This window comes from Croceibacterium sp. TMG7-5b_MA50 (assembly GCF_039830145.1).
Taxonomy (GTDB): domain Bacteria; phylum Pseudomonadota; class Alphaproteobacteria; order Sphingomonadales; family Sphingomonadaceae; genus Croceibacterium.
The window spans coordinates 919,576-940,049 of the sequence record NZ_CP156082.1; the positions used below are offsets into that span (position 1 = coordinate 919,576).

20 protein-coding genes are annotated in these 20,474 nt (G+C 67.0%); 11 read left to right on the forward strand and 9 right to left on the reverse strand.

What is annotated here, in order from left to right:
- Nucleotides 1-137: 137 nt before the first annotated feature.
- A complete protein-coding gene (mutL, locus tag V5740_RS04560; RefSeq protein ID WP_347303897.1) occupies nt 138-1,964 on the forward strand; it encodes a DNA mismatch repair endonuclease MutL in 1,827 nt (608 codons plus the stop codon).
- Complete coding sequence (locus V5740_RS04565) at nt 1,964-2,461, forward strand: hypothetical protein (RefSeq protein WP_347303898.1); 498 nt, start codon at nt 1,964-1,966, stop codon at nt 2,459-2,461. The genes mutL and V5740_RS04565 overlap by 1 nt, the downstream gene beginning before the upstream one ends.
- On the opposite strand, the gene V5740_RS04570 is transcribed toward V5740_RS04565, so the two are convergent.
- Nucleotides 2,458-3,261: a DUF1206 domain-containing protein gene (locus V5740_RS04570; protein WP_347303899.1), complete on the reverse strand. Its 804-nt coding sequence runs from the start codon at nt 3,259-3,261 to the stop codon at nt 2,458-2,460. The genes V5740_RS04565 and V5740_RS04570 overlap by 4 nt on opposite strands.
- A gap of 105 nt (nt 3,262-3,366) precedes the next feature.
- On the opposite strand from V5740_RS04570, the gene lipA reads away from it, so the two are divergent.
- Nucleotides 3,367-4,335: a lipoyl synthase gene (gene lipA, locus V5740_RS04575; RefSeq protein WP_347303900.1), complete on the forward strand. Its 969-nt coding sequence runs from the start codon at nt 3,367-3,369 to the stop codon at nt 4,333-4,335.
- The gene (locus tag V5740_RS04580; RefSeq protein WP_347303901.1) at nt 4,335-4,793 is read left to right on the forward strand and encodes a type II toxin-antitoxin system RatA family toxin; all 459 of its coding nucleotides are present in this window, start codon (nt 4,335-4,337) and stop codon (nt 4,791-4,793) included. The genes lipA and V5740_RS04580 overlap by 1 nt, the downstream gene beginning before the upstream one ends.
- Here V5740_RS04580 and V5740_RS04585 read toward each other — a convergent pair.
- The 3 genes from V5740_RS04585 to V5740_RS04595 are packed head-to-tail and all read right to left on the reverse strand — an operon-like array spanning nt 4,790 to nt 6,986.
- On the reverse strand, nt 4,790-5,293 hold the full coding sequence (locus V5740_RS04585) for a CinA family protein (RefSeq protein WP_347303902.1): 504 nt from the start codon (nt 5,291-5,293) through the stop codon (nt 4,790-4,792). The genes V5740_RS04580 and V5740_RS04585 overlap by 4 nt on opposite strands.
- Complete coding sequence (locus V5740_RS04590) at nt 5,290-5,820, reverse strand: hypothetical protein (RefSeq protein ID WP_347303903.1); 531 nt, start codon at nt 5,818-5,820, stop codon at nt 5,290-5,292. Before V5740_RS04590 ends, V5740_RS04585 begins: the two co-directional genes overlap by 4 nt.
- On the reverse strand, nt 5,817-6,986 hold the full coding sequence (locus V5740_RS04595; RefSeq protein WP_347303904.1) for a bifunctional 2-C-methyl-D-erythritol 4-phosphate cytidylyltransferase/2-C-methyl-D-erythritol 2,4-cyclodiphosphate synthase: 1,170 nt from the start codon (nt 6,984-6,986) through the stop codon (nt 5,817-5,819). The genes V5740_RS04590 and V5740_RS04595 overlap by 4 nt, the downstream gene beginning before the upstream one ends.
- Before the next feature lie 77 nt (nt 6,987-7,063).
- Between V5740_RS04595 and dusB the strand changes: the two genes are divergently transcribed.
- The 7 genes from dusB to hflX all read left to right on the forward strand — a co-directional run bounded on the left by dusB (nt 7,064) and on the right by hflX (nt 16,366).
- A complete protein-coding gene (dusB, locus tag V5740_RS04600; protein ID WP_347303905.1) occupies nt 7,064-8,083 on the forward strand; it encodes a tRNA dihydrouridine synthase DusB in 1,020 nt (339 codons plus the stop codon).
- Complete coding sequence (locus tag V5740_RS04605; protein ID WP_347303906.1) at nt 8,080-9,192, forward strand: ATP-binding protein; 1,113 nt, start codon at nt 8,080-8,082, stop codon at nt 9,190-9,192. Before dusB ends, V5740_RS04605 begins: the two co-directional genes overlap by 4 nt.
- On the forward strand, nt 9,189-10,589 hold the full coding sequence (locus V5740_RS04610) for a sigma-54 dependent transcriptional regulator (protein ID WP_347303907.1): 1,401 nt from the start codon (nt 9,189-9,191) through the stop codon (nt 10,587-10,589). The genes V5740_RS04605 and V5740_RS04610 overlap by 4 nt, the downstream gene beginning before the upstream one ends.
- A 146-nt stretch (nt 10,590-10,735) precedes the next feature.
- Nucleotides 10,736-12,916 carry an ATP-binding protein gene (locus tag V5740_RS04615; protein WP_347303908.1) on the forward strand — a complete coding sequence of 727 codons (2,181 nt, stop codon included), beginning with the start codon at nt 10,736-10,738 and terminating at the stop codon, nt 12,914-12,916.
- A gap of 37 nt (nt 12,917-12,953) precedes the next feature.
- Nucleotides 12,954-14,327 carry a sigma-54 dependent transcriptional regulator gene (locus V5740_RS04620; protein WP_347303909.1) on the forward strand — a complete coding sequence of 458 codons (1,374 nt, stop codon included), beginning with the start codon at nt 12,954-12,956 and terminating at the stop codon, nt 14,325-14,327.
- 150 nt (nt 14,328-14,477) lie between these two features.
- On the forward strand, nt 14,478-15,041 hold the full coding sequence (hfq, locus tag V5740_RS04625) for an RNA chaperone Hfq (protein ID WP_347303910.1): 564 nt from the start codon (nt 14,478-14,480) through the stop codon (nt 15,039-15,041).
- A gap of 47 nt (nt 15,042-15,088) precedes the next feature.
- Nucleotides 15,089-16,366, forward strand: coding sequence for a GTPase HflX (hflX, locus tag V5740_RS04630; RefSeq protein WP_347304441.1), 1,278 nt, complete (start codon nt 15,089-15,091; stop codon nt 16,364-16,366).
- A gap of 228 nt (nt 16,367-16,594) precedes the next feature.
- Here the strand turns inward: hflX and V5740_RS04635 are convergent, their stop codons facing one another.
- From V5740_RS04635 to V5740_RS04655, 5 genes are all read right to left on the reverse strand, one after another.
- Nucleotides 16,595-16,945: an endonuclease domain-containing protein gene (locus V5740_RS04635; RefSeq protein WP_347303911.1), complete on the reverse strand. Its 351-nt coding sequence runs from the start codon at nt 16,943-16,945 to the stop codon at nt 16,595-16,597.
- A 151-nt stretch (nt 16,946-17,096) separates the two neighbouring features.
- On the reverse strand, nt 17,097-17,861 hold the full coding sequence (gene mazG / locus V5740_RS04640) for a nucleoside triphosphate pyrophosphohydrolase (protein ID WP_347304442.1): 765 nt from the start codon (nt 17,859-17,861) through the stop codon (nt 17,097-17,099).
- On the reverse strand, nt 17,858-18,622 hold the full coding sequence (locus tag V5740_RS04645; protein ID WP_347303912.1) for a glycosyltransferase family 2 protein: 765 nt from the start codon (nt 18,620-18,622) through the stop codon (nt 17,858-17,860). Before V5740_RS04645 ends, mazG begins: the two co-directional genes overlap by 4 nt.
- Nucleotides 18,619-19,014 (reverse strand): capsular biosynthesis protein, encoded by a 396-nt coding sequence (locus tag V5740_RS04650; protein ID WP_347303913.1) that lies wholly within the window; start codon nt 19,012-19,014, stop codon nt 18,619-18,621. Before V5740_RS04650 ends, V5740_RS04645 begins: the two co-directional genes overlap by 4 nt.
- Nucleotides 19,011-20,471 (reverse strand): hypothetical protein, encoded by a 1,461-nt coding sequence (locus V5740_RS04655; RefSeq protein WP_347303914.1) that lies wholly within the window; start codon nt 20,469-20,471, stop codon nt 19,011-19,013. Before V5740_RS04655 ends, V5740_RS04650 begins: the two co-directional genes overlap by 4 nt.
- Nucleotides 20,472-20,474 lie beyond the last annotated feature (3 nt).

Sequence of the window (20,474 nt, forward strand, 5' to 3'; positions counted from 1 at the left end):
CAGAGGACCCGCCGCCCGATGGCGGGTCCTTAGCGCGGTGATGCGGCGAAGGCCAAAATAAATCTGTCCTTATCCGCAACACATTCGCACCACCCGCCTCGAATTGGCGGCGGCTTGCCGCTACCTTGGTGTGCATCATGCCTGTCATTCGTCGCCTGCCGGAAACGCTGATCAACCGCATTGCAGCCGGCGAAGTGGTGGAACGCCCGGCCAGCGCGCTGAAGGAGTTGGTCGAGAACGCGATCGATGCCGGCGCCACCCGGATCGCGGTGTCGCTGGTCGATGGCGGGCTCGGCCGGATCGAGGTGGTGGACGATGGCTGCGGCATGCTGCCGGATGAGATGGCGCTCGCCCTTGAGCGGCACGCCACCTCCAAGCTGCCGGAGACGCTGCTGGGCGCGGACGGTGCGCTGGAACAAGTGGCAACCCTCGGCTTCCGAGGGGAGGCGCTGCCCTCCATCGCCAGCGTGGCGCGACTGGTGCTGGAAAGCCGGCCGCACGGCGCGCCGCAGGGTTGGCGCCGCGTCACCGATCACGGCATCGTGGCGGAAGAAGGCCCCTGCGCGATCCCGCCGGGCACCAAGGTTCGGGTGGAACAGCTGTTTGGTCAGGTGCCCGCCCGCCGCAAGTTCCTGCGCAGCGCGCGCAGTGAATATGCTGCCTGCCTGGACGTGGTGCGCCGCCTGGCGATGGCGCGGCCCGACATCGCCTTCACCCTGCATCATGGCGAACGCCGCATCCTGCAATTGCAGGGCGGGGAAGGGCACGCTGCCCGGATAGCGCAGGTGATCGACCGAGACCTCGCCGACAATGGCGTAACGGTCGACTGGCTGCGGGAGACGGAGCAGGGACCTATGCGACTGACCGGCTTGGCCGGTCTGCCGACCTTCAACCGCGGTGTCGCCGATCACCAATACCTGTTCGTCAACGGGCGCCCGGTGAAGGACCGCCTGCTGACCGGCGCGGTGCGTGGCGCCTATGCGGAAATGCTGGCGCGTGACCGGCACGCGGTGCTCGCCCTGTTCATCCACCTGCCGCCGGCGGAGCTGGACGTGAATGTCCATCCCGCCAAGACGGAAGTCCGCTTCCGCGATGCGCCGGGCGTGCGCGGCTTCATCGTGTCGGGCCTGCGCCAATCACTGGCGACCGGCGGCCGGCGTAGCGCGCAAGCCGCGGATGCCGCTGCCATGGCCCGCTGGCAGACACCGCCTTCAGCTCCAATCGCGGCTCAAACCTCTGCCGCAGCATGGTCGCCACAGCCGGCCGGGGCCGAGACCCTGCGTGAACAGGTCGCCGCTTGGCAGGGTTTCGAAGGACTGGCGACCGCCGCACCCCAAGGTCGAGCGGAGGTTTCCGCCAATGAACCTGCTCCTGCCGCGCAGCACCCGCTGGGGGTAGCACGCGGGCAGGTCGCGCAGACCTATATCGTAGCGGAGGCGGAGGACGGCCTGGTACTGGTGGACCAGCACGCCGCGCATGAACGGCTGGTGTTGGAACGGCTGCGTGCCGGCGGCACCGCTGCAAAGGTCGCCGCTTCACAGGCCTTACTGATGCCGGAAGTGGTCGATCTGGACGAACCCGCCTGCGACCTGCTGGAGGATGCCTCCGCCGACATGGCCCGCTTCGGTCTGCTTTATGAGCGGTTCGGGCCGGGCGCCCTCCTCGTGCGCGCAATGCCGGGCGTGCTGGCGAAGGCCGATCCCCCGTCTCTCCTGCGCGACCTGGCGGACGATCTGCGGCAGAACGGCATGGCGCTGCTGCTGGAAGAACGGATCGAACATGTGCTCGCCACCATGGCCTGCCACGGCTCAGTCAGGGCGGGGCGCGTGCTCTCCATCAACGAAATGAACGCTTTGCTGCGCGAAATGGAGGTGACACCGCGGTCCGGCCAATGCAACCATGGGCGCCCCACATGGGTCAAACTGTCGGCGGCAGAGGTCGCCAAGCTGTTCGGGAGGCATTGATGCGCCGGTTCGCTCCTTTTACCGCCATGCTGCTCGCCACCATGCTGCCGAGCTGTGTCGCCGAGCCAACGCCGGAAGAAGCTGCTGCCGAGGCGGACCGCGAGGTTGCCATCGTGGAACAGGCGAACCGGGCGCCGCCGCCTGCCCGCCAGATTGTGCCCGACGCGATCAGCGCGCCGGAGATCATGCGGCACCAGCTAACTGGAGCAGGCTGCAGCTATGCACCCGGCACCAGCCTGGGCGCGCGGGTCATCGCCCGCAAGCAAGATGCCTGGATGAAGCTGGACGGCAAGCTGGTCCGTTTCGCCGCCGATCCCGGTGCCGGGCAACTCGCGGCCGGAAGCTGGAACCGGTACTTGGGTGCCGGCTACGAATTGCAGCTCACCCTTGCCGACGGCGAACGCCATCGTGACGGCACCGTATCGCTGCGCGACGCGCATGGGCGGGAGGTCTATCGCGGGACCGGCACGGCGCAGTGCCAGGAAACTGCTGCCTAAAGGCGGAAGGTCGGGATCCGCATATCCACATCCAGCTCCGGAATGATCCGGTACCGCGCCAGCACCAGGCTGAAGATCCCGAACAGCAGCAGGCCGACCGCCACCAACTGGAACGCGATGCCGGTATCGGCGAGGGAACTGATCGCGCTGCCGATCGACTTGATTCCGCTGCTGGTCCCACCCCACGCCGCCTGCACCAGCGACCAGCCGATGATGGCGAACACCACGGCACGCGCCAGATAGCCGGCCGCACCGATCTGGCGCGTGGCGGCGGGCGCCCGGCGGCTGATCATGTGCATGAAGCTCCCGGTCAGCCCCTCCCGCGCTTGGAACACGGCGGTCGCCAGGAAGGCGAGTCCCGCCAACGCCAGCAGGACCGGCCCCAGATTGACTGACAGCACGCCCGCTGCGACCTCCTGCGCGCGGGCGCTGTCATCGGCGGCCTGCCCGGTGGTAGCGAACTGGAAGGCGCTCCACGCCAGCAGCAGGTGGCCGATCGCGCTGCCCGCATGGCCGATCCGCTTGGCCCAGCCGATCTTGTCTGATCCCTCGTGCTCGATGTCGAGCAATGTGGAGGCAAGCCGGAATAGGGCATAAGCGACGAGGCCGGCCGCGGTCAGCCACAACAGGGCGGTGCCACCAGGCGCCTCACCGATGGCGTCGAACGCAGCGGCCGGACCGTCCGACACCTCGCTGCTGCTGGCCAGGGCCAGCACGCCGAGCAGGATGTAGATTGCCGCCCGCGCCAGGAAGCCCAGGCGGACCGCGCGCTCGAACTGTTCGGACTTGTCGATGACCATGTAATTGTCGCCCCTGCTGCGCTGCGGAACTCACAACGTTCGTGCGCGCGACTGGTGCCGTCCGCACCATTGCACGGCGGGTGCAGTGGGCCTAGATGGGCGGCAATGACCGAGCTATCCCCGATCCCGAGCCCGGAAGGGCAACCTGCGTCACCCGCACGGCAGCGCAAGCCCGACTGGATCCGGGTCAAAGCGCCGGTCAGCAAGGGTTATCAGGAAACGCGCAAGCTGATGCGCGACCTGAACCTCAATACCGTGTGCGAGGAAGCGGCATGCCCTAACATCGGGGAATGCTGGACCAAGAAGCATGCCACGGTGATGATCCTGGGCGATGTATGCACCCGCGCCTGCGCGTTCTGCAACGTCAAGACCGGTATGCCGCGCAAGGTCGATCCGCTGGAACCGGAACACACCGCGGCCGCGGCGGCGGCAATGGGGCTGGAACACATTGTCATCACCAGTGTCGACCGCGACGACCTGCCCGATGGCGGTGCGGGGCAATTCGTGAAGGTGATCGAGGCGCTGCGGCGTGAGACGCCGAGCACCACGATCGAGATCCTGACCCCCGACTTCCGCGGCAAGATGCGCCCCGCGCTGGAGGCGATCTGCGCCGCCGGGCCGGATGTCTACAACCACAATCTGGAAACCGTGCCTCGGCTCTACCCGACGATCCGCCCCGGCGCGCGCTACTACGCCTCCCTGCGGCTGCTGGAAGAGGTAAAGCGCCACGACCCGCTGATCTTCACCAAGAGCGGCGTGATGCTGGGTCTGGGGGAACAGCGGCTGGAGGTGCATCAGGTGATGGACGACATGCGCTGCGCCGATGTCGATTTCATCACCATGGGCCAGTACCTGCAACCCACGCCCAGGCATGCCAAGGTGGAGGAGTTCGTCAGCCCCAAGGCGTTCAACGCCTATGGCGCCGTCGCGCGGGCCAAGGGCTTTCTGCAGGTCGCATCGACCCCGCTGACCCGTTCCAGCTATCACGCCGGCGCCGACTTCGCGGTGATGAAGGCCGCGCGGGAGGCGAAGCTTGCCAGGGCGGCGGGCAAGGTCGGCATCGCGGTCGTCTGATGCCTGGTATAAGGGAGCAGCGCCGGTTGCCCTATTCGGCGGCGCAGATGTTCGATCTGGTCGCCGATGTGGCGCATTACCCCGAATTCCTGCCATGGGTCGTGGCGACCCGCGTGCGGTCGGACGACGGGACGGAGATGGTCGCCGACATGCTCGTCGGCTTCAAGGCCCTGCGGGAGAAGTTCACCAGCCGTGTTCACAAGGAACGGCCGGGCTTTATCCGCGTCCAATATGTCGACGGCCCCCTGCGTGATCTCGACAACAGCTGGCAGTTCACCGACTTGCCGGAAGGCGGGTGCGAGATCGACTTCTGCGTCGACTTCGCGTTCAAGAACCGCATGTTCGAAATGCTGGCCGGCCAATATTTCGACCGTGCCTTCCGCAAGATGGTGGAAGCGTTCGAACGGCGGGCCGACGCACTTTACGGCGTCAGCGGCGCGGCGCAGCCTGTCGCCTAGGTCTTCGGCAGCAGCAGGTCCAGCGCGCAGAGCGTCGCCTGTCGCCTGATGGCGGAGCGGCCCTCATCCTCGAACTGGCGCGATTCCGCGTCCGGTCGGTCCTCGTTCCGCACCGCGCGGGCGAACACCACGGTACCGACCGGCTTGCTCTCGCTGCCGCCGCCTGGCCCGGCAATGCCGCTGATCGCCACCGCGACATCGGCATTGCTGCGCTCCAGCGCGCCCTTCGCCATGGCGTAGACGCAGGCGATTGAGACCGCGCCGAACGTGTCGATGATGTCGTCCGGCACACCCAAATCGGCATGCTTGGCAGTGTTGGAGTAGGTGACGAACCCACGCTCGAACACGTCGGAGCAGCCGGCGATCTCCGTCAATGCCGCGCTGACGAGGCCGCCCGTGCAGCTCTCGGCCACTGCGACCCGGCGGCCGGCGGCGCGGTTTTCCTCGATCACGCGGTTAGCCAGTGCGACGATCTCCGGCGGCAGCAGCGGCTCGCTCATGGCCGGGCCGGTTGGCAGATGGGGGTATTGGGCGGGGCGAACAGGCCCAGCACCCCGCCGATCAGCCCGGCGGCGATCTCCGGCTCGACCTGCGACATGGTCTCCAGCAGGCGCTCCGCCGCGCCGCAATCGGCGACCGGAATGCGTGCGGACAACTCCTGTACCAGCAGCGCATCGACCAGCGGTCGGACATGCTGGTCCGGCAGACCGGAGATCATGTCCAGATTGCCGCGCATCTGCCCTTGAGCCGCGCCGCCCAGCAGCTTCCGCAGCCCGGATTTCGCTTGCGGCCAGCTACGCCCCTGCAGCGCGGCGTAGCGGCGAGACATGCCGGCGCCACCCCGCGCCAGAAAGCCGTCGCTCGCCAATTGGGTGCTGCAACGCAGGTCCAGTGCCTGCACGGCGGAGGGCACGGCGTAGATTGCCATTGCGCTCACCTCGTCCGGGGTGACGCAATCCTGTGCGGCGGCCAGGGTTGGCGCGCCCGCCAGGGCAGCAGTAGCGATCGTGGCCAGCATCCGCCTCATGCCGGAACTCCATCATTGGGGACAAGCATGGCGACAGCCTGGGCCGCGATGCCTTCGCCGCGGCCGGCGAAGCCGAGCCGTTCTGTAGTGGTCGCCTTCACGTTGACCGCTTCTACTCCCACCCGCAGCAGTTCGGCAAGCCGCTGCTGCATTGCGGGCCGATGCGGTCCGATCTTGGGTGCCTCGCAGATCAGCGTCAGGTCGACATTGCCGATGGCGTAGCCACGCTCCGCCGCCAAATCGACCGCATGGGTCAGGAACTGGTCGGACGCGGCGCCACGCCATTTGGGATCGCTGGGCGGGAAATGCTGCCCGATATCGCCGGCGCCAACTGCGCCAAGGATCGCATCGACCACGGCATGCAGGCCGACATCGGCATCGCTATGACCCGACAGGCCCAGCGGATGATCGATGCGGATGCCGCACAGCCACAATTCCTCCCCCGCAACCAGCCGGTGCACGTCGAAGCCAGTGCCGCTGCGCGGCCAGCGGGGGGCGGCGGTCTGCGGGAAGTCAGCGGCGTAGGTCAGCTTGTGCAATCTCTCGTCTCCTTCGACCAGCGTCACCGGCAGGCTGGCCGCCTGCGCCACCTGTGCATCATCGCCGGCAGTCGCGTCGCCCACCCATGTCCGATGCGCTGCCAGAATGTCGGCGAAGCGGAATGCCTGCGGGGTCTGTACTCGGCGCAGCGCCTCGCGCGCGGCAGGCTGGCCCATCAGCGCACCCGTGGCGTAGGCAAGGCTGTCGGCCACCGGCAGGACCGGGATCGCGGCGGGCGCGGTCTCCAGCGCGGCATATAGCCGCGCCAAAACCTCCGGCGGACAATGCGGCCGTGCCGCATCGTGGATCAGCACCGCTACAGGCGGTTCGTCCACCAGGATCTCCAGCGCGGCGCGCACGCTGGCCTGCCGCGTCGTGCCACCAGTCACCGTCGCCACGTTGCAGCCATCAGCAAGCCCGGAAAGGCACTTTGCCACGATCTCCTCTGCCCCGGCAGGGATCGCCAGCACGAAGCGGCGCACGCCGCCACGCACCAGAGCATCAATCGCACGACGCAGGACGGGCACGCCGTCCAGCAGCGCGAACTGCTTGGGCAACGGCTGCCCGGCGCGCAGGCCCTGCCCGGCGGCGACGATGATCGCGGCAAGATCGGAAGGGCTGCTCATGGCTTGGCCCGTGCGGCTAGCGGCTTGCGAGGCGGGCGGCAATCCACTATGCGGCTGCCTGTTTTTTGGGCAGCGCGATGCAAGATCAGACACCTCCTCCTCCGCCGTGCCGGCCGATCGCCATCGGCCCCGTTGCGATCGCCTGCCCGGTGGTGCTGGCCCCGATGACCGGCGTCACCGACCTGCCATTCCGCAAGCTGGTGCGCCGCTACGGCAGCGGGCTCAACGTGACGGAGATGATCGCCAGCCCGGCCATGATCCGCGAAACCCGGCAGTCGCTGCAGAAGGCGGCGTGGGATCCGGTGGAGGAGCCGGTCAGCCTGCAGCTCGCTGGCTGCGCGCCTGCCGAGATGGCGGAGGCGGCGAAGCTCAACGCTGATCGCGGGGCGGCCATTATCGACATCAACATGGGCTGTCCGGTGAAGAAGGTGGTCAACGGCGATGCTGGCAGCGCGCTGATGCGCGATCTGCCGCTCGCCGCCCGTCTGATCGAGGCGACCGTGAAGGCGGTGGACGTGCCCGTCACTGTCAAGATGCGAATGGGCTGGGACCATGACAGCCTGAACGCGCCGGAGTTGGCTCATATTGCGGAAGATCTGGGAGCAAAGCTGATCACCGTCCACGGCCGCACCCGAAACCAGATGTACAAGGGCAGTGCCGACTGGAGCTTCGTCGCGAAGGTGAAGCAGGCGGTTAGCCTGCCCGTGATCGTCAATGGCGACATTTGCTCTACTGTGGACGCCGCCACCGCGCTCAACCAGTCGGGCGCGGATGGGGTGATGATTGGGCGCGGCGCCTATGGCAAGCCGTGGCTGCTAGGGCAGGTGATGCGCTGGTGGCAGACGGGCGAGCTGCGCGCGGAGCCCGACCTCGACGAACAATATACCGTGCTGGTCGAACATTACGGCCTGATGCTGGACCATTACGGCCGTGACCTGGGCGTGAAGATGGCCCGTAAGCACCTGGGTTGGTACACCAAGGGTCTCCCCGGCTCCGCGGAGTTCCGCAACAAGGTCAATTTCATCGACGATGCTGCAACCGTGCTTGACGAGCTGGAGCGGTTCTATGCCCCGTTCCTGCGGCAAAAGGCTGCGTGACGGCTGACGCCCGCGGCGCTGCGGCAGGTCCGCCTGGACCGCGCGAACAGCTCACCGGCCTAACCTTCGCCGTCCTGCTGGTGTCGCCCGGCCTGCTGATCCGGGAGGTCAATCCGGCGGGCGAGAACCTGCTGGGGCAAAGCACGCGGCGCCTGCGCGGCCGCCCGCTGCTGGACGTGCTCGACTTCGGTGATCCGCTGGTGCGCAATCGCCTGCTGGAAGGCGACGTCCAACTGACCGCGCGTGGAGCCCGACTGCGGGTGGAGGAGCGGGAGATCGTCGCCAACCTCACCGTGTCGCCCATGCCGCAGCATCCCGGCTGGCGTGTGATGACGCTGTCCGACGCCGGGCAGGGCGAGCGTCTGTCCGAAGGGGGCGAGAACCAGTCCGGACTTCGCGGTCCTGCGGTGCTGGCACACGAAATCAAGAACCCGTTGGCCGCCATTCGCGGCGCGGCGCAGCTGGTCGGCCGAAAGCTGCCGACGGGCGAACGCGGCCTCACCCGCCTAATCACCGACGAGGTCGATCGTATCGCCGAGCTGATCGACCGGATGCAGCGGCTCGGCCGGGAACGGGCGCAACCGATCGGGCCGCTGAACCTCCACGCGACTATCCGCCGCGCCCTGGCCACGGTCCATGCCGCGCGCGGGCCGGGGACCGTACGGGAGGAGTTCGATCCCAGCTTGCCCCCGGTGCTTGGAAACGAAGGGGCGTTGGTGCAGGTGCTGATCAACCTGCTGGCCAATGCCCGCGACGCTAGCGACGGCATGGCCGTGCCGGAGGTGGTAATCCGCACCCGGTTCGTCAGCGGGCTGGTGATGAACGTCATGCGGCTGGGCCGTCCGGTAAAGCTGCCGATCGAGGTGCAGGTGAGCGACAATGGCCCCGGCATCGATCCCGCGATCCGCGACCACATCTTCGAACCCTTCGTTTCGGCCAAGAAGAATGGTCAGGGTCTGGGTCTGGCCCTGGTCAGCAAGCTGGTGCGCGACATGGATGGGCGCATCACATACGACCGGGAGGAACCGCGCGCCGGGGCAGGGGGGTGGACACATTTTCGCATCCACCTGCCAATGGCGCGCCACGAACAGGGAGGGGCAGGAGCATGAGCCGCAGGGCCTTGCTGGTGGAGGACGATCACGCGATCGCCACCGTGATCACCGCCGCGCTGGAGGAGGAGGCGTTTACCGTCGCCCGCTGCGAAAGCGTGGCGGAGCGAGATCGGCTACTCGCGGGCGAGCCGTTCGACGTCATGCTGACCGATGTGGTGCTGACCGATGGCGACGGCATCGCCACGCTGCCCGCCGCGATGGCGCGCTGCCCTGCAATGCCGGTCATCATCCTGTCGGCACAGAACACGCTCGACACCGCGGTGCGGGCGACCGATACCGGCGCATTCGAATACTTCCCTAAGCCCTTCGACTTGGAGGAACTGGTGCGCGCCGCTTGCCAGGCGGCGGACGGGCGCGCGGACGCCGGTTTCGATGATCCGGGAGCACCCGGCGCGCTGCCGCTGATCGGTCGCAGCCAGCCGATGCAGGACGTCTATCGCATGATCACGCGGGTCCTGCGCAATGACCTGACCGTACTGGTGCTTGGCGAATCCGGCACCGGCAAGGAACTGGTCGCGGAAGCGATCCATCAGCTCGGCGCGCGCAAGAACGGTCCATTCGTGGCCGTGAACACCGCCGCCATCCCGCGCGATCTGATCGAATCGGAACTGTTCGGGCACGAGAAGGGCGCCTTCACTGGCGCCACGCAGCGGCATCTGGGCAAGTTCGAACAGGCGAACCACGGCACGTTGTTCCTGGACGAGATCGGCGACATGCCGCCCGAGGCGCAGACGCGGCTGCTGCGCGCGCTGCAATCCGGCCGCATCCGTCGTGTCGGTGGCGGCGAGGAGGTGGCGATCAATGTCCGCATCATCGCCGCCACCAACCGCGACCTACAGCCGCTGATCGCCGACGGCACGTTCCGCGAAGACCTCTATTACCGTCTGGCCGTGGTGCCGATCCAGCTGCCGCCCCTTCGCGACCGGCATGGGGACGTGGAGCCGCTCGCCCGCCATTTCCTGCGGCTCGCGGCGCTCGACGGACTTCCGGCACGCCGCCTGACACCCGCCGGTGCGGCGCTGCTGGACGGGCAGAAGTGGCGCGGCAATGTCCGAGAACTGCGCAACTTCATTTACCGCGCGGCCCTGCTGGCGCGGGAGGAGGATATCGACACCGGGCTTATCGGCCAATTGCTGGCTGACCGGCCGCCCCTCGCCGGCGGGCAGGCGCCCGCCGACCTGGCGCAGGCGCTGGACAGCTGGCTGGCGGAAGCCGCGCCCTCACCCGGTACGCTGTATCACGCGGCACTTGCCGCCTTTGAGCGCCCGCTGTTCGAACACGCTTTGCGCCAGACCGGTGGCAACCAGCTCCGTGCGGCGCAGTTGCTGGGCATCAATCGCAACACGCTGCGCAAACGACTGACCGACTTGCAGATCGGCTCCGACGGGCACTGACGGGCAACGCCATTGCGCAAAAAGGCCTTGCGTTGACGCAACATGGCTGTTGTAAAGTTGCAACTGTGAGTGTCACCGCCACCCCCCGGGCGCCAAGGTCGGCTGATCAGGGCGCGACCCGCCGTTCCCCGCGATGGTGGCGGCGGGTGCAGGTGGTCGGCCGCCGCGCGAACGTGTTCTTCTGGCTGGAAATTCTGTGCGCCGCAGCCCTGCTGGGCATGCTCACCAGCTCCTACGTGACCTTGGCCGACCTTGCGGACGAGCGGACGCTCGTCCCATCGGTGCAGGCATCGGCGATGCTGATCGGTACGCTGATCCCCGCGCTTGGCCTCCTGGTCCTGTTCGGCCGTCGACTAGCAATCCGGCGGGCTGGCGGCACCACCGCGCGGCTGCACGTCAACCTCGTATTCTTCTTCTCGCTGGTGGCCGCGGTCCCCACGCTGCTGGTGGCGGTGTTCGCCAGCTACCTGTTCCAGTCGGGGGTCGAGTTCTGGTTCTCCAGCCAGTCACGCGGCATCCTGGAGAACGCCAATGAACTGGCGCGCGGCTATTACGACGAAAGTCAGCGCGATGTGGAGCAGGAAACCGTCGCAATGGCCGGTGATCTGCGCTTCGAACTGGAACGCAACGGCCTCGCCAGCCCCGCCTTTGCCAGCGCCTACTCGCTGCAGGTCCTGTTCCGTAAGCTCAACGAGAGCGCCGTGCTGCAGCAACAGGCGGACGGCACCCTGCAGGTGGAGGCGATCGTCGATCCGGAGGAGGGGAGCGCGGATCGCGAACGGATTTCCGCCGCCGCGCTGCAACGCCTGCGCCGTGGCGATCCGGCGGTGGTGACCGCCAGCCCCGAACGGATCGAGGCCGTGACCGCCATCGATCGCCCGTCCGGCCTCTACCTCTACAACGCCCGCAACTCCGATGCTCTCGCACTCAGCCAGTGGAAGCGCGCGCAGAGCGTGGTGCAGGCATACGATCTGCTGACCGAACGCGCGCGCGTGCTGCAACTGCGCTTCAACCTGGCCCTGCTCGGCGTGTCGCTGGCGTTGGTGGGCCTTGCCGTGTGGTTCGCGCTGCGATTTGCCGACAGACAGGTACAACCTCTGGCCGACCTCGTCGGCGCGGCCCGTGCGATCGGCGCGGGCAATTACGCCATGCGAGTGGAGGGACGCACTGGGCCGGATGAAATCGGGCTGCTCAACCGCGCCTTCAACCGCATGACCCAGCAGATCGAGCGGCAGACGGATGCACTGATCGGCGCCAACCGCCAGCTAGCCGAACGCCGCGCTTTCATCGAGACGGTGCTGCAATCGATCACCGCAGGCATCGTCTCGGTCGATGCCGCCGGCATCATCATTCTGCTGAACAACTCGGCCCGCGACCTGCTGCTGGAGGAGGAGGCTCCCAACCCGGTCGGCCGCCCGCTCGCCGATCTGTCGCCGCGCTTGGCCGAGCTGCTGCGCGGCGGCGCGACCGGCAGCACGGTGCAGTACAACCGCCGGGGCGAGATGCTGACACTCGCCGTGCGCCTCGCCCCGTCGGGCGAAGGGCACGTCATCACTTTCGAAGATATTACCCGGCAACTGCTGGATCAGCGGCAGGCTGCCTGGTCCGACGTCGCGCGCCGTATCGCGCACGAGATCAAGAACCCGCTCACCCCTATCCAACTCGCGACGGAGCGGCTGAAGCGCCGTTACCGCAAGCAGATCCTTGCCGACGGGGAATTGTTCGACGACCTGACCGGCACCATCATCCGCCAAGTCGGCGACCTCAGGAAGATGGTGGACGAATTCTCGTCCTTCGCCCGCTTGCCAAAGCCCGTATTCCGGCGGGAGGACGTGGTTGATCTGGTCCGCCAGGCGATGTTCCTGCAGGAGGTCGGCCACTCCGACATCCGTTATCAGCTGGAGGTCCATGGCGACGGGCAGACGGTTTCGTGCGACCGGCACCAGATCGGCCAGGCCCTGACGAATGTCTTGAAAAATGCCGCGGAAGCCATCGAAAGCCGTCGCCGCGACGGTAGCCCGACGCACGATCAGGGGCGTATCTCCGTCGGCGTTCAGCTCGGTGTCACCGATGTGACGGTCGAAGTGCTCGATAACGGCATCGGCCTGCCACAGGGTGGCGAACGGATCATGGAACCCTACGTCACCACGCGGGAGAAAGGCACCGGCCTAGGCCTCGCGATCGTGAAGAAGATTCTGGAGGAACATGGCGGCGAGATCGCCTTCGCCGCCGCGCCTGATGGCGGTGCGCGCGCCACCCTCCGGCTGGCCCGTGATCCCTCGGCCGTGGCGCGGACCCCCGCACACGCCACCGAGGCGGCGGAATGAACAGGAGACACGATATCCGCATAAGGGAACACAGCTGATGGCGCTCGATATCCTGATCGTGGATGACGAACTCGACATCCGGGAACTCGTAGCCGGCGTGTTGAGTGATGAAGGGTACCAATGCCGAACCGCCGGCGACAGCGTCAGCGCGCTGCGCATGGTGGATGAGAAGCGGCCCAGCCTGGTCCTCTTGGATGTATGGCTGCACGGAAGCCCGATGGACGGGCTGGAAGTGCTCGACGCAATCAAGCTGCGCGAACCTGATCTGCCGGTAATCATCTTCTCCGGCCATGGCAGCCTAGATACCGCTGTATCGGCCGTCAGCCGCGGCGCGATGGACTTCATCGAGAAACCGTTCGAGGCGGAGCGCCTGCTGCTGTTGGTCGAACGCGCGACGGAAACCGACCGGCTCCGGCGAGAGAACGCCCGCCTGCGCGAGGGCATCACGTTGGCAGCGGAGTTCACCGGCAGTTCCACCTCCATCAACCAGGTACGTGCCCTGCTGAAGCGAGTGGCGAACACCGGCAGCCGCGTGCTCATCACCGGCCCGGGCGGTTCGGGTAAGGAAGTCGCCGCCCGCCTGCTTCATGCCTGGAGCCCGCGGGCAGACAAGGCCTTTGTCACCGTCAACTCCGCCCGTATCACACCCGAACGGTTCGAACAGGAGCTGTTCGGTGAGGAGGTGGACGGCCGCCTGGTGCGCCCCGGCCTGCTGGAGATGGCCGATGGCGGAACCCTGTTCTTTGACGAGGTGGCTGACATGCCGCTCAGCACGCAGGCGCGAATCCTGCGCGTGCTGACCGAACAGAGCTTCGTGCGCGCGGGCGGCAGCCGGCAGATCGGGGTCGACGTACGCGTGGTCTCCTCAACGGCGCGTGATCTGGAGGCGGAGATCGTGGACAAGCGCTTCCGCGAGGACCTCTATTATCGCCTCAACGTGGTGCCGATCACCGTGCCCTCCCTGACGGAACGGCGGGACGACATCCCGGCCCTGGCCGAGCATTTCTTCACCCGCTACGCCCGCGAGCAGGGTCTCAGCGCACCGGAACTGTCAGCAGAGGCATTGGCCGCGATGCAGGCCTATGACTGGCCGGGCAATGTCCGCCAGTTGCGCAACGTCGTGGAACGCACGGTGATACTCGCCCCGCGCGAACGGATCGGGCGGATAGAAGCCGACATGCTGCCGGCGGAGATCATCGGCGGCGGCGGCGATCAGGGCGCCGGCATGCCAGCGCTGATGGGCGTGCCCCTGCGAGAAGCGCGGGAGAACTTCGAACGGGAATACCTGCGGGTGCAGATCCGCCGCTTTTCCGGCAATATCTCCAAGACCGCGGGGTTCATCGGCATGGAACGTTCGGCGCTTCATCGTAAGCTCAAGCTGCTGGGGATGAGCGAGCGCGGCGACGAATAGCGGCGGTCTTGCGGCCGACGCAAAAGGGGCCTTCGCAGGCGCACAATTATTTGGCATGAAGGCGCCAGCCGCGGACCGGCGGGCAGGGTAAGGCCTGCCGCTTCGCGATGGATGCGCCTGAAAAGCGCCAATAAGATGGAGTCACGCGAAATGACCAAAGGCACCCTGACCGCCCGCCCGCGCCCGCCTAAGGAGACGCCCGCGCCCGCGGCGACCCCACCGGCAGGCAGCAAGGCCGGGAATCTGCAGGACCTATTCCTCAATCACCTTCGGCGCGAGAAAATGCCCGTCACCATGTTCCTGGTGAAGGGCGTGAAGCTGCAGGGCATTGTCACATGGTTCGACAATTTCTCGATCCTGCTGCGGCGCGACGGACAGTCGCAGCTGGTGTACAAGCATGCGATCTCCACCATTATGCCGGCGCAGCCGGTTGATGCCGAACAGTTCGGCACGGGCGGGGACGGGGGGCGCAAGCAGAAGCTGCTGCAGGACATCTTCCTGTCGCGCGTGCGTGATGCCGGCGTCGCCGTGACCATGTTCCTGGTAAACGGCGTCATGCTGCAGGGGCGGATCGCCGCATATGACCTGTTCTGCATGTTGCTGGAACGCGAAGGCTATGTACAGCTTGCCTACAAGCATGCGGTCTCGACGATCCAGCCCGCGGCACCGGTGGACCTGACTACCGACATGGACGAGGAAGGCGAGGAAAGCTGAATTTCGGCGACGACATAGAGGGCGAGGTCACCCGGGGCGCTCCCGCGCTGGTGATCTGCCCCGATATCCGCAAGGACCGCCAGACGCGCGATCCGGAAGCGCGGCTGGAGGAGGCGAAGGGGCTGGCGCTCGCCATCGGGCTCGACGTGCGCGAGGCGTTCGTCGTTCCCGTGCGCGACGTGCGACCGGGCACGCTGTTTGGCGAGGGCCAGATCGAGCGTATTGCCACCGACGCCAACATGGCGGAAGCGGAACTGGTGATCGTGGATGGCGCACTTTCCGCCATCCAGCAGCGCAACCTGGAAGACCGGCTGAAGCGCAAGGTAATCGACCGCACCGGGCTGATCCTGGAGATCTTCGGGGAACGCGCCGCCACGGCGGAAGGCCGGTTGCAGGTCGAACTGGCGCACCTCGATTACCAGCAGAGCCGGCTGGTCCGCAGCTGGACCCACCTTGAGCGGCAGCGCGGCGGCTTCGGGTTCCTGGGTGGCCCGGGCGAGACCCAGATCGAAGCGGACCGCCGCATGATCCGCGCCCGCATGGGTCGCCTGCGCCGTGAGCTGGAGCAGGTGCGCCGCACCCGCGCACTGCATCGCAGCCGCCGCGACCGGGCGCCGTGGCCGGTGATCGCGCTGGTCGGTTACACCAATGCCGGCAAGTCGACGATCTTCAACCGGCTGACCGGGGCGGGCGTGTTGGCGGAGGACCTGCTGTTCGCCACGCTGGACCCGACGATGCGCGCCATCGGCCTGCCGGGTGTGGAGAAGGCCATCCTGTCCGATACTGTGGGCTTCATCTCCGACCTGCCGACACAGCTCGTCGCTGCGTTCCGCGCCACGCTGGAGGAGGTGACCGCCGCCAGCGTGATCCTGCATGTGCGCGACATTGCCAATCCCGACAGCGCCGACCAGAAGCGGGAAGTGCTGGAGATCCTGGCCGAACTGGGTGTCGGCACGGGCGAGGGCCCGTTCGCCGATATCCCGATCGTGGAGGTCTGGAACAAGTGGGACCTGCTACCGCCCGAGCAGCAGGCGGAGTTGGCCCATGTGGCGGAAGGCGAGCCCGACATCCTGCACCTGTCGGCACTGACCGGCGAGGGGATGGACGAGTTGCTGACGCGGCTCGGCGCCCTGCTGACGGGCGGCGCGCGCGTCCACACGATCACGCTCGACGCGGCGGACGGACAGCGGATCGCCTGGCTGCACGCGCATGGCGAAGTGCTGGCCGACCACGATGCGGGGGTCGGTGCGGCCGGACCGCGCCGGGCGCTCGATGTCCGCCTGACCGAACGCGAATGGGGCCGCTTCCACGCGCTATCCGGCTAGGATCTGCGGACCAGCGCCGGTCGGATCACGCTGGAAGTTGACACTAAGTTGACACCTACCTTGAGCCGGCAGGACGGGCACCTGTGACGCACCTGCCGATTGACGGCGGGTGCGTGCGAAGGGGTCTGGCGAGCCATGGCCGTCCTATGACAGGTGAGTTCCCTGTAGGACAGCATCGGCGGGTCAGTTCATTTTTAGGAATGACGGAAAACGCCCCATTGCGGACCTTCAGTCCTCCCCGTGCGCAGCATGGGGAGGGGGACCAGCCGCAGGCTGGTGGAGGGGTGTGGCACAGCGTTTGACGATGGCGCCGGCCACGCGGTCCAGGTCACTCAGGATGTCTGCCGCTGCAATGCGGATGACCTCAACCCCTTCCTGTCGCAACCAGCTATCCCGGTCGATGTCGCGCGCCGGATTGTCGCCCATGTCGTGGACGATGCCGTCCACCTCTATGGCGATGCGTTGGGCGGAGCAGTAGAAGTCGAGCACGAAGGGTCCGACAGGATGCTGTCGTCTGAACTTGAGGCCTGCCGGACGGGTGCGCAGCACGCCCCAGAGCATCAGCTCCGGCTTGGTCATCGTTCGGCATAAGCGTCGGGCGGTCAGGACTGTCGTGCGTCGTGCCATACCCCTCCACCACCCTGCGGGTGGTCCCCCTCCCCATCTGCGATGGGGAGGATCAAGACGTCCCGGCTAGAGGCACTGTTCGTTATCTACCCATCCCTGACCTTCAGCTTGCACCCTCGCGCTCACCGGCTTTGACGGCCTGCCACAGGGCCTCTTGCCGCTTCAGATCGAGAGCCGCGAAGCCACCATCCGCCAGCGTCTCCATCGCACGGTAGCGGCGCTCGAACTTCTCGTTCGCGCGGCGGAGCGCCTGTTCGGCGTCGATGCCGTGGGCGCGTACCAGATTGACGGCGGCGAACAGCAGGTCGCCGGCTTCCTCCTCCGCGGTGTCGGGGCCGGCGTCGGCCAGTTCTTCCATCTCTTCCACCACCTTGGCGCGCGGGCCGGCGGTGTCGGGCCAGTCGAAGCCATCGCGTGCGGCGCGGCGCTGCAGCTTGTCGGCACGCAACAAGGCGGGCAGGGCGCGGGCGACGCCGTCCATGGCGCTGCTGGCGCCGGATGCCTGCCGCTCCGCCGCCTTCAGCATCTCCCATGCGGTGTGGTCGGTGTCCGCATCGCCGAAGATGTGCGGATGGCGCGCCTCCATCTTGTCGGCGATGGCGCGGGCCACGTCGGCGAAGGCGAACAGCCCCGCCTCCTCCGCGATGCGGGCATGGAACACCACCTGCAGCAGCAGGTCGCCCAATTCACCCTTCAGCTCGCCATGATCGTCCCGCTCGATCGCATCGGCGACCTCGTACGCTTCCTCGATCGTGTAGGGCGCGATGGTGGCGAAGGTCTGCTCCCGGTCCCACTCGCAACCCGCCACCGGATCGCGCAGCCGCGCCATGATGGCGAGCAGGCGCTGCAGCTGGTCCACCTGCGTCACCGTACCCAAGAAGCGGCGGCGGGCGGCGGATCGGCGGTGAAGCCCGCCACCTGGTCCGGCGTACCAAGCATGCCGACATCCTCCAGCGCGAGGCTGCCCATGGTGACCAGCCCGCCCTCCTCGATCAGGCGATTATACATCGGCGCGATGTAACGCTCCCCTTTCTCGGTGCCCTGGCCATCGGCGAAGAAGCGATCGTATAGTGCGATGTACTCGGCGGCGGAGGCGAACCAGTAGAGCCCGACCGTTGCGTGGGGGGAGATGCGCACCTTCTCCCGCAGTTCCAGCACGCGTCCATCATCATTGGTGCGGCAGAACGACCAACCATCCCCCGGTCCGGGGAAGCACGGGACCCATCCGGCCGATCCCGCAGGCACCTGGCCCGGGGCCATGGCGCCAGGCGCCACAAAGGTGTCGATGTTGAACACGGCGAACGGTGTATCGGGATCGCTGCGTTGCGCCAGCAGCAGCGCGGTGGTCGCCTGCCCATCGGTCACGCCGTCCAGTTCCACCACCTCGCCCATCGCGATGTCGAGCGCGCCGCAGCGTTCGGCGAGGAACGGCCGTGCATCCTCCTCCGCTCGCGTGGCGAAGGTGAAGTGCCAGCCTGCCTGCCGGAACGATTCCATCGCCAGCATCGACCAGTCGAACAACGGCCGGCCCAGCACCACGATCTCGTATTTCGGCCGGGTATAGCCCGCCTTGATGAACCGGCTGCCAAGGCCGGCCATGGTGACGGCGACGCTGCCCGGAACGGTCACAACGTGCGGTCCCGTTCGCAGATGGCGGCCAGTTCCTCCAGCGAATGGTTCAGGAATTCACGCGGGCGCACCGTGCGGTCATCGACGTAGAACCCGTCATGCCCCGGCCAGGGCTTGGCCATGGTGATCTCGTCATAAGGGACGCCATGTTCGTCCAGCCACTTGGTCAGCTTCGGGAACACGTTGCGGTAGATCTCCCCCACGTTCCCGTCATAGGTCCGCATGCCGCGGGACGAGGCCAGGATGATGCGCCAGCCCTGCTGGTGCAGCTCCACCAGCTTCGCCTTCATGTTGGGATCGCAGGCAAGGGCGGCGTAGTCGTCTTCCGGTCCCTTGATCTTGCACAGGGTGCCGTCGATGTCGCAGACCAGCACCCGCTCCTTGGCTATCACGCGAGGGTTCCTTCCAGTTCGTCCATGATGGCGCAGGCGATCAGGCAGAAGCCCGGCAGCTTGCGCGGGGTATCGCGGTGGAGCGGCAGCATCGACAGGAACAGCGACAGCTCGTAGGCCCGTACCACGCGCCGGTCGAAGCCTTCTGCCGCCAGCCGTTCCGCGAAGGCGGTCTGCATCCAGTGAGGCGGCCCCTGATTGTCGAGGTCGAGCACCAGTCGCAGGTCATCACCCACGCGGCATTCGAACAGACCGTTGTTGACGAAGTCGTATCCGCCCAGGATCGAGTGGCTGAACTTGGCGAGATCATACAGCGGATGCATCCATGCCTCGTCCAGCGTGGTCGCGCCCTTGGGATCGATCAGGCGGAACAGACCGATGTTCCGGCTAAACAGGATGTTCGACAGACACGGATCCCCATGCCCGATGGCCAGCGCGCTGCTGCGGTCCGCGCCGATCGCCCGTTCGATCAGGGCGGCGGCCTGCCGCCCCATGCTGACGATGTCGCCACGGGGTCCGCCATGGGCCAGCACGGCATTCATCCGGCGCCCTTCACCGGTCTGCAGCAATTGCTCCAGCCGCTCCTCCATCTTGCCCAGAATGGCGCTGCGCGCCGCCGCCTGCACATCGCCGACGCCGACCTCGCGCATGGCGCGCGCGTTCACGAATTCGAAGAACCGGTCGAGCAGCCGGCCGAAGCTGGCGGGATCGAAGCTGTGATGCACGATCTGCAGTGCCGCGTCGGGCACCGCCAGGTTCTCCATGGAATAGCTGGCCCGCCCATCCTCCTCCCGATAGTCGAACGTCGGCAGCAGGAACCGCTTCATCGGTTCGGGCACGACATGGAAGAAGCCGTACTCGCCCCGCATCTTCTTCACGTCAGCGGAGGATTTGCGGAACACATCGCCCGTGACCTGGCTGCTGTTGAAGAAGCGGACCTCCGTCGCGCCGGTCATGTAGCGGAGGAAACCGCTCACATCGCGCAGGTCCGTGAAGCCGGCGGCGTTGCCGACCTCCACGCTGCTGGCGGCGAAATTGTCGAAGAAGAACCGCCGACTGCGCGCATCGGGACAGGTCAGCAGAGCGGTGGCGTCGGCCCGGTCCAGCAGCGTGACCGCCTCGTCATCGAAACGGCCACCGAACAGCACGGCGCCGGGCGCGAAGGGCAGCTTGCGCAGGGTGCGGGCGAACAGGTCCAGATCGACCGGGATCAGGCTGCTGGGCAGGCGGAATACCCAGCTGTCCGCCCGGCGCTGTCCCAGCCGCTCCACCAGCGCGTCGCGCCCGGCGGCATCGGTAACCCGCACGAACTCGAACAGGCGTTCGCGCGCCACGATCCGCTCGATCAGGTCGGCCAACCGCTGCTTCCGCTTCAGCACATCGCCGTACCGGTCCACGCCGATGATGTCGCGGATCGTCGCCGGCGCCAGCTGGCTGTCGTCATATACGAACAGCATCGG

What these genes read in the sequence shown, in the direction of transcription:
- mutL (WP_347303897.1), top strand. Translation starts at nt 138, where the DNA reads ATGCCTGTCATTCGTCGCCTGCCGGAAACGCTGATCAACCGCATTGCA.
- V5740_RS04565 (WP_347303898.1), top strand. Translation starts at nt 1,964, where the DNA reads ATGCGCCGGTTCGCTCCTTTTACCGCCATGCTGCTCGCCACCATGCTG.
- V5740_RS04570 (WP_347303899.1), bottom strand. Translation starts at nt 3,261, where the DNA reads ATGGTCATCGACAAGTCCGAACAGTTCGAGCGCGCGGTCCGCCTGGGC.
- lipA (WP_347303900.1), top strand. Translation starts at nt 3,367, where the DNA reads ATGACCGAGCTATCCCCGATCCCGAGCCCGGAAGGGCAACCTGCGTCA.
- V5740_RS04580 (WP_347303901.1), top strand. Translation starts at nt 4,335, where the DNA reads ATGCCTGGTATAAGGGAGCAGCGCCGGTTGCCCTATTCGGCGGCGCAG.
- V5740_RS04585 (WP_347303902.1), bottom strand. Translation starts at nt 5,293, where the DNA reads ATGAGCGAGCCGCTGCTGCCGCCGGAGATCGTCGCACTGGCTAACCGC.
- V5740_RS04590 (WP_347303903.1), bottom strand. Translation starts at nt 5,820, where the DNA reads ATGAGGCGGATGCTGGCCACGATCGCTACTGCTGCCCTGGCGGGCGCG.
- V5740_RS04595 (WP_347303904.1), bottom strand. Translation starts at nt 6,986, where the DNA reads ATGAGCAGCCCTTCCGATCTTGCCGCGATCATCGTCGCCGCCGGGCAG.
- dusB (WP_347303905.1), top strand. Translation starts at nt 7,064, where the DNA reads ATGCAAGATCAGACACCTCCTCCTCCGCCGTGCCGGCCGATCGCCATC.
- V5740_RS04610 (WP_347303907.1), top strand. Translation starts at nt 9,189, where the DNA reads ATGAGCCGCAGGGCCTTGCTGGTGGAGGACGATCACGCGATCGCCACC.
- V5740_RS04620 (WP_347303909.1), top strand. Translation starts at nt 12,954, where the DNA reads ATGGCGCTCGATATCCTGATCGTGGATGACGAACTCGACATCCGGGAA.
- hfq (WP_347303910.1), top strand. Translation starts at nt 14,478, where the DNA reads ATGACCAAAGGCACCCTGACCGCCCGCCCGCGCCCGCCTAAGGAGACG.
- V5740_RS04635 (WP_347303911.1), bottom strand. Translation starts at nt 16,945, where the DNA reads ATGACCAAGCCGGAGCTGATGCTCTGGGGCGTGCTGCGCACCCGTCCG.
- V5740_RS04655 (WP_347303914.1), bottom strand. Translation starts at nt 20,471, where the DNA reads ATGCTGTTCGTATATGACGACAGCCAGCTGGCGCCGGCGACGATCCGC.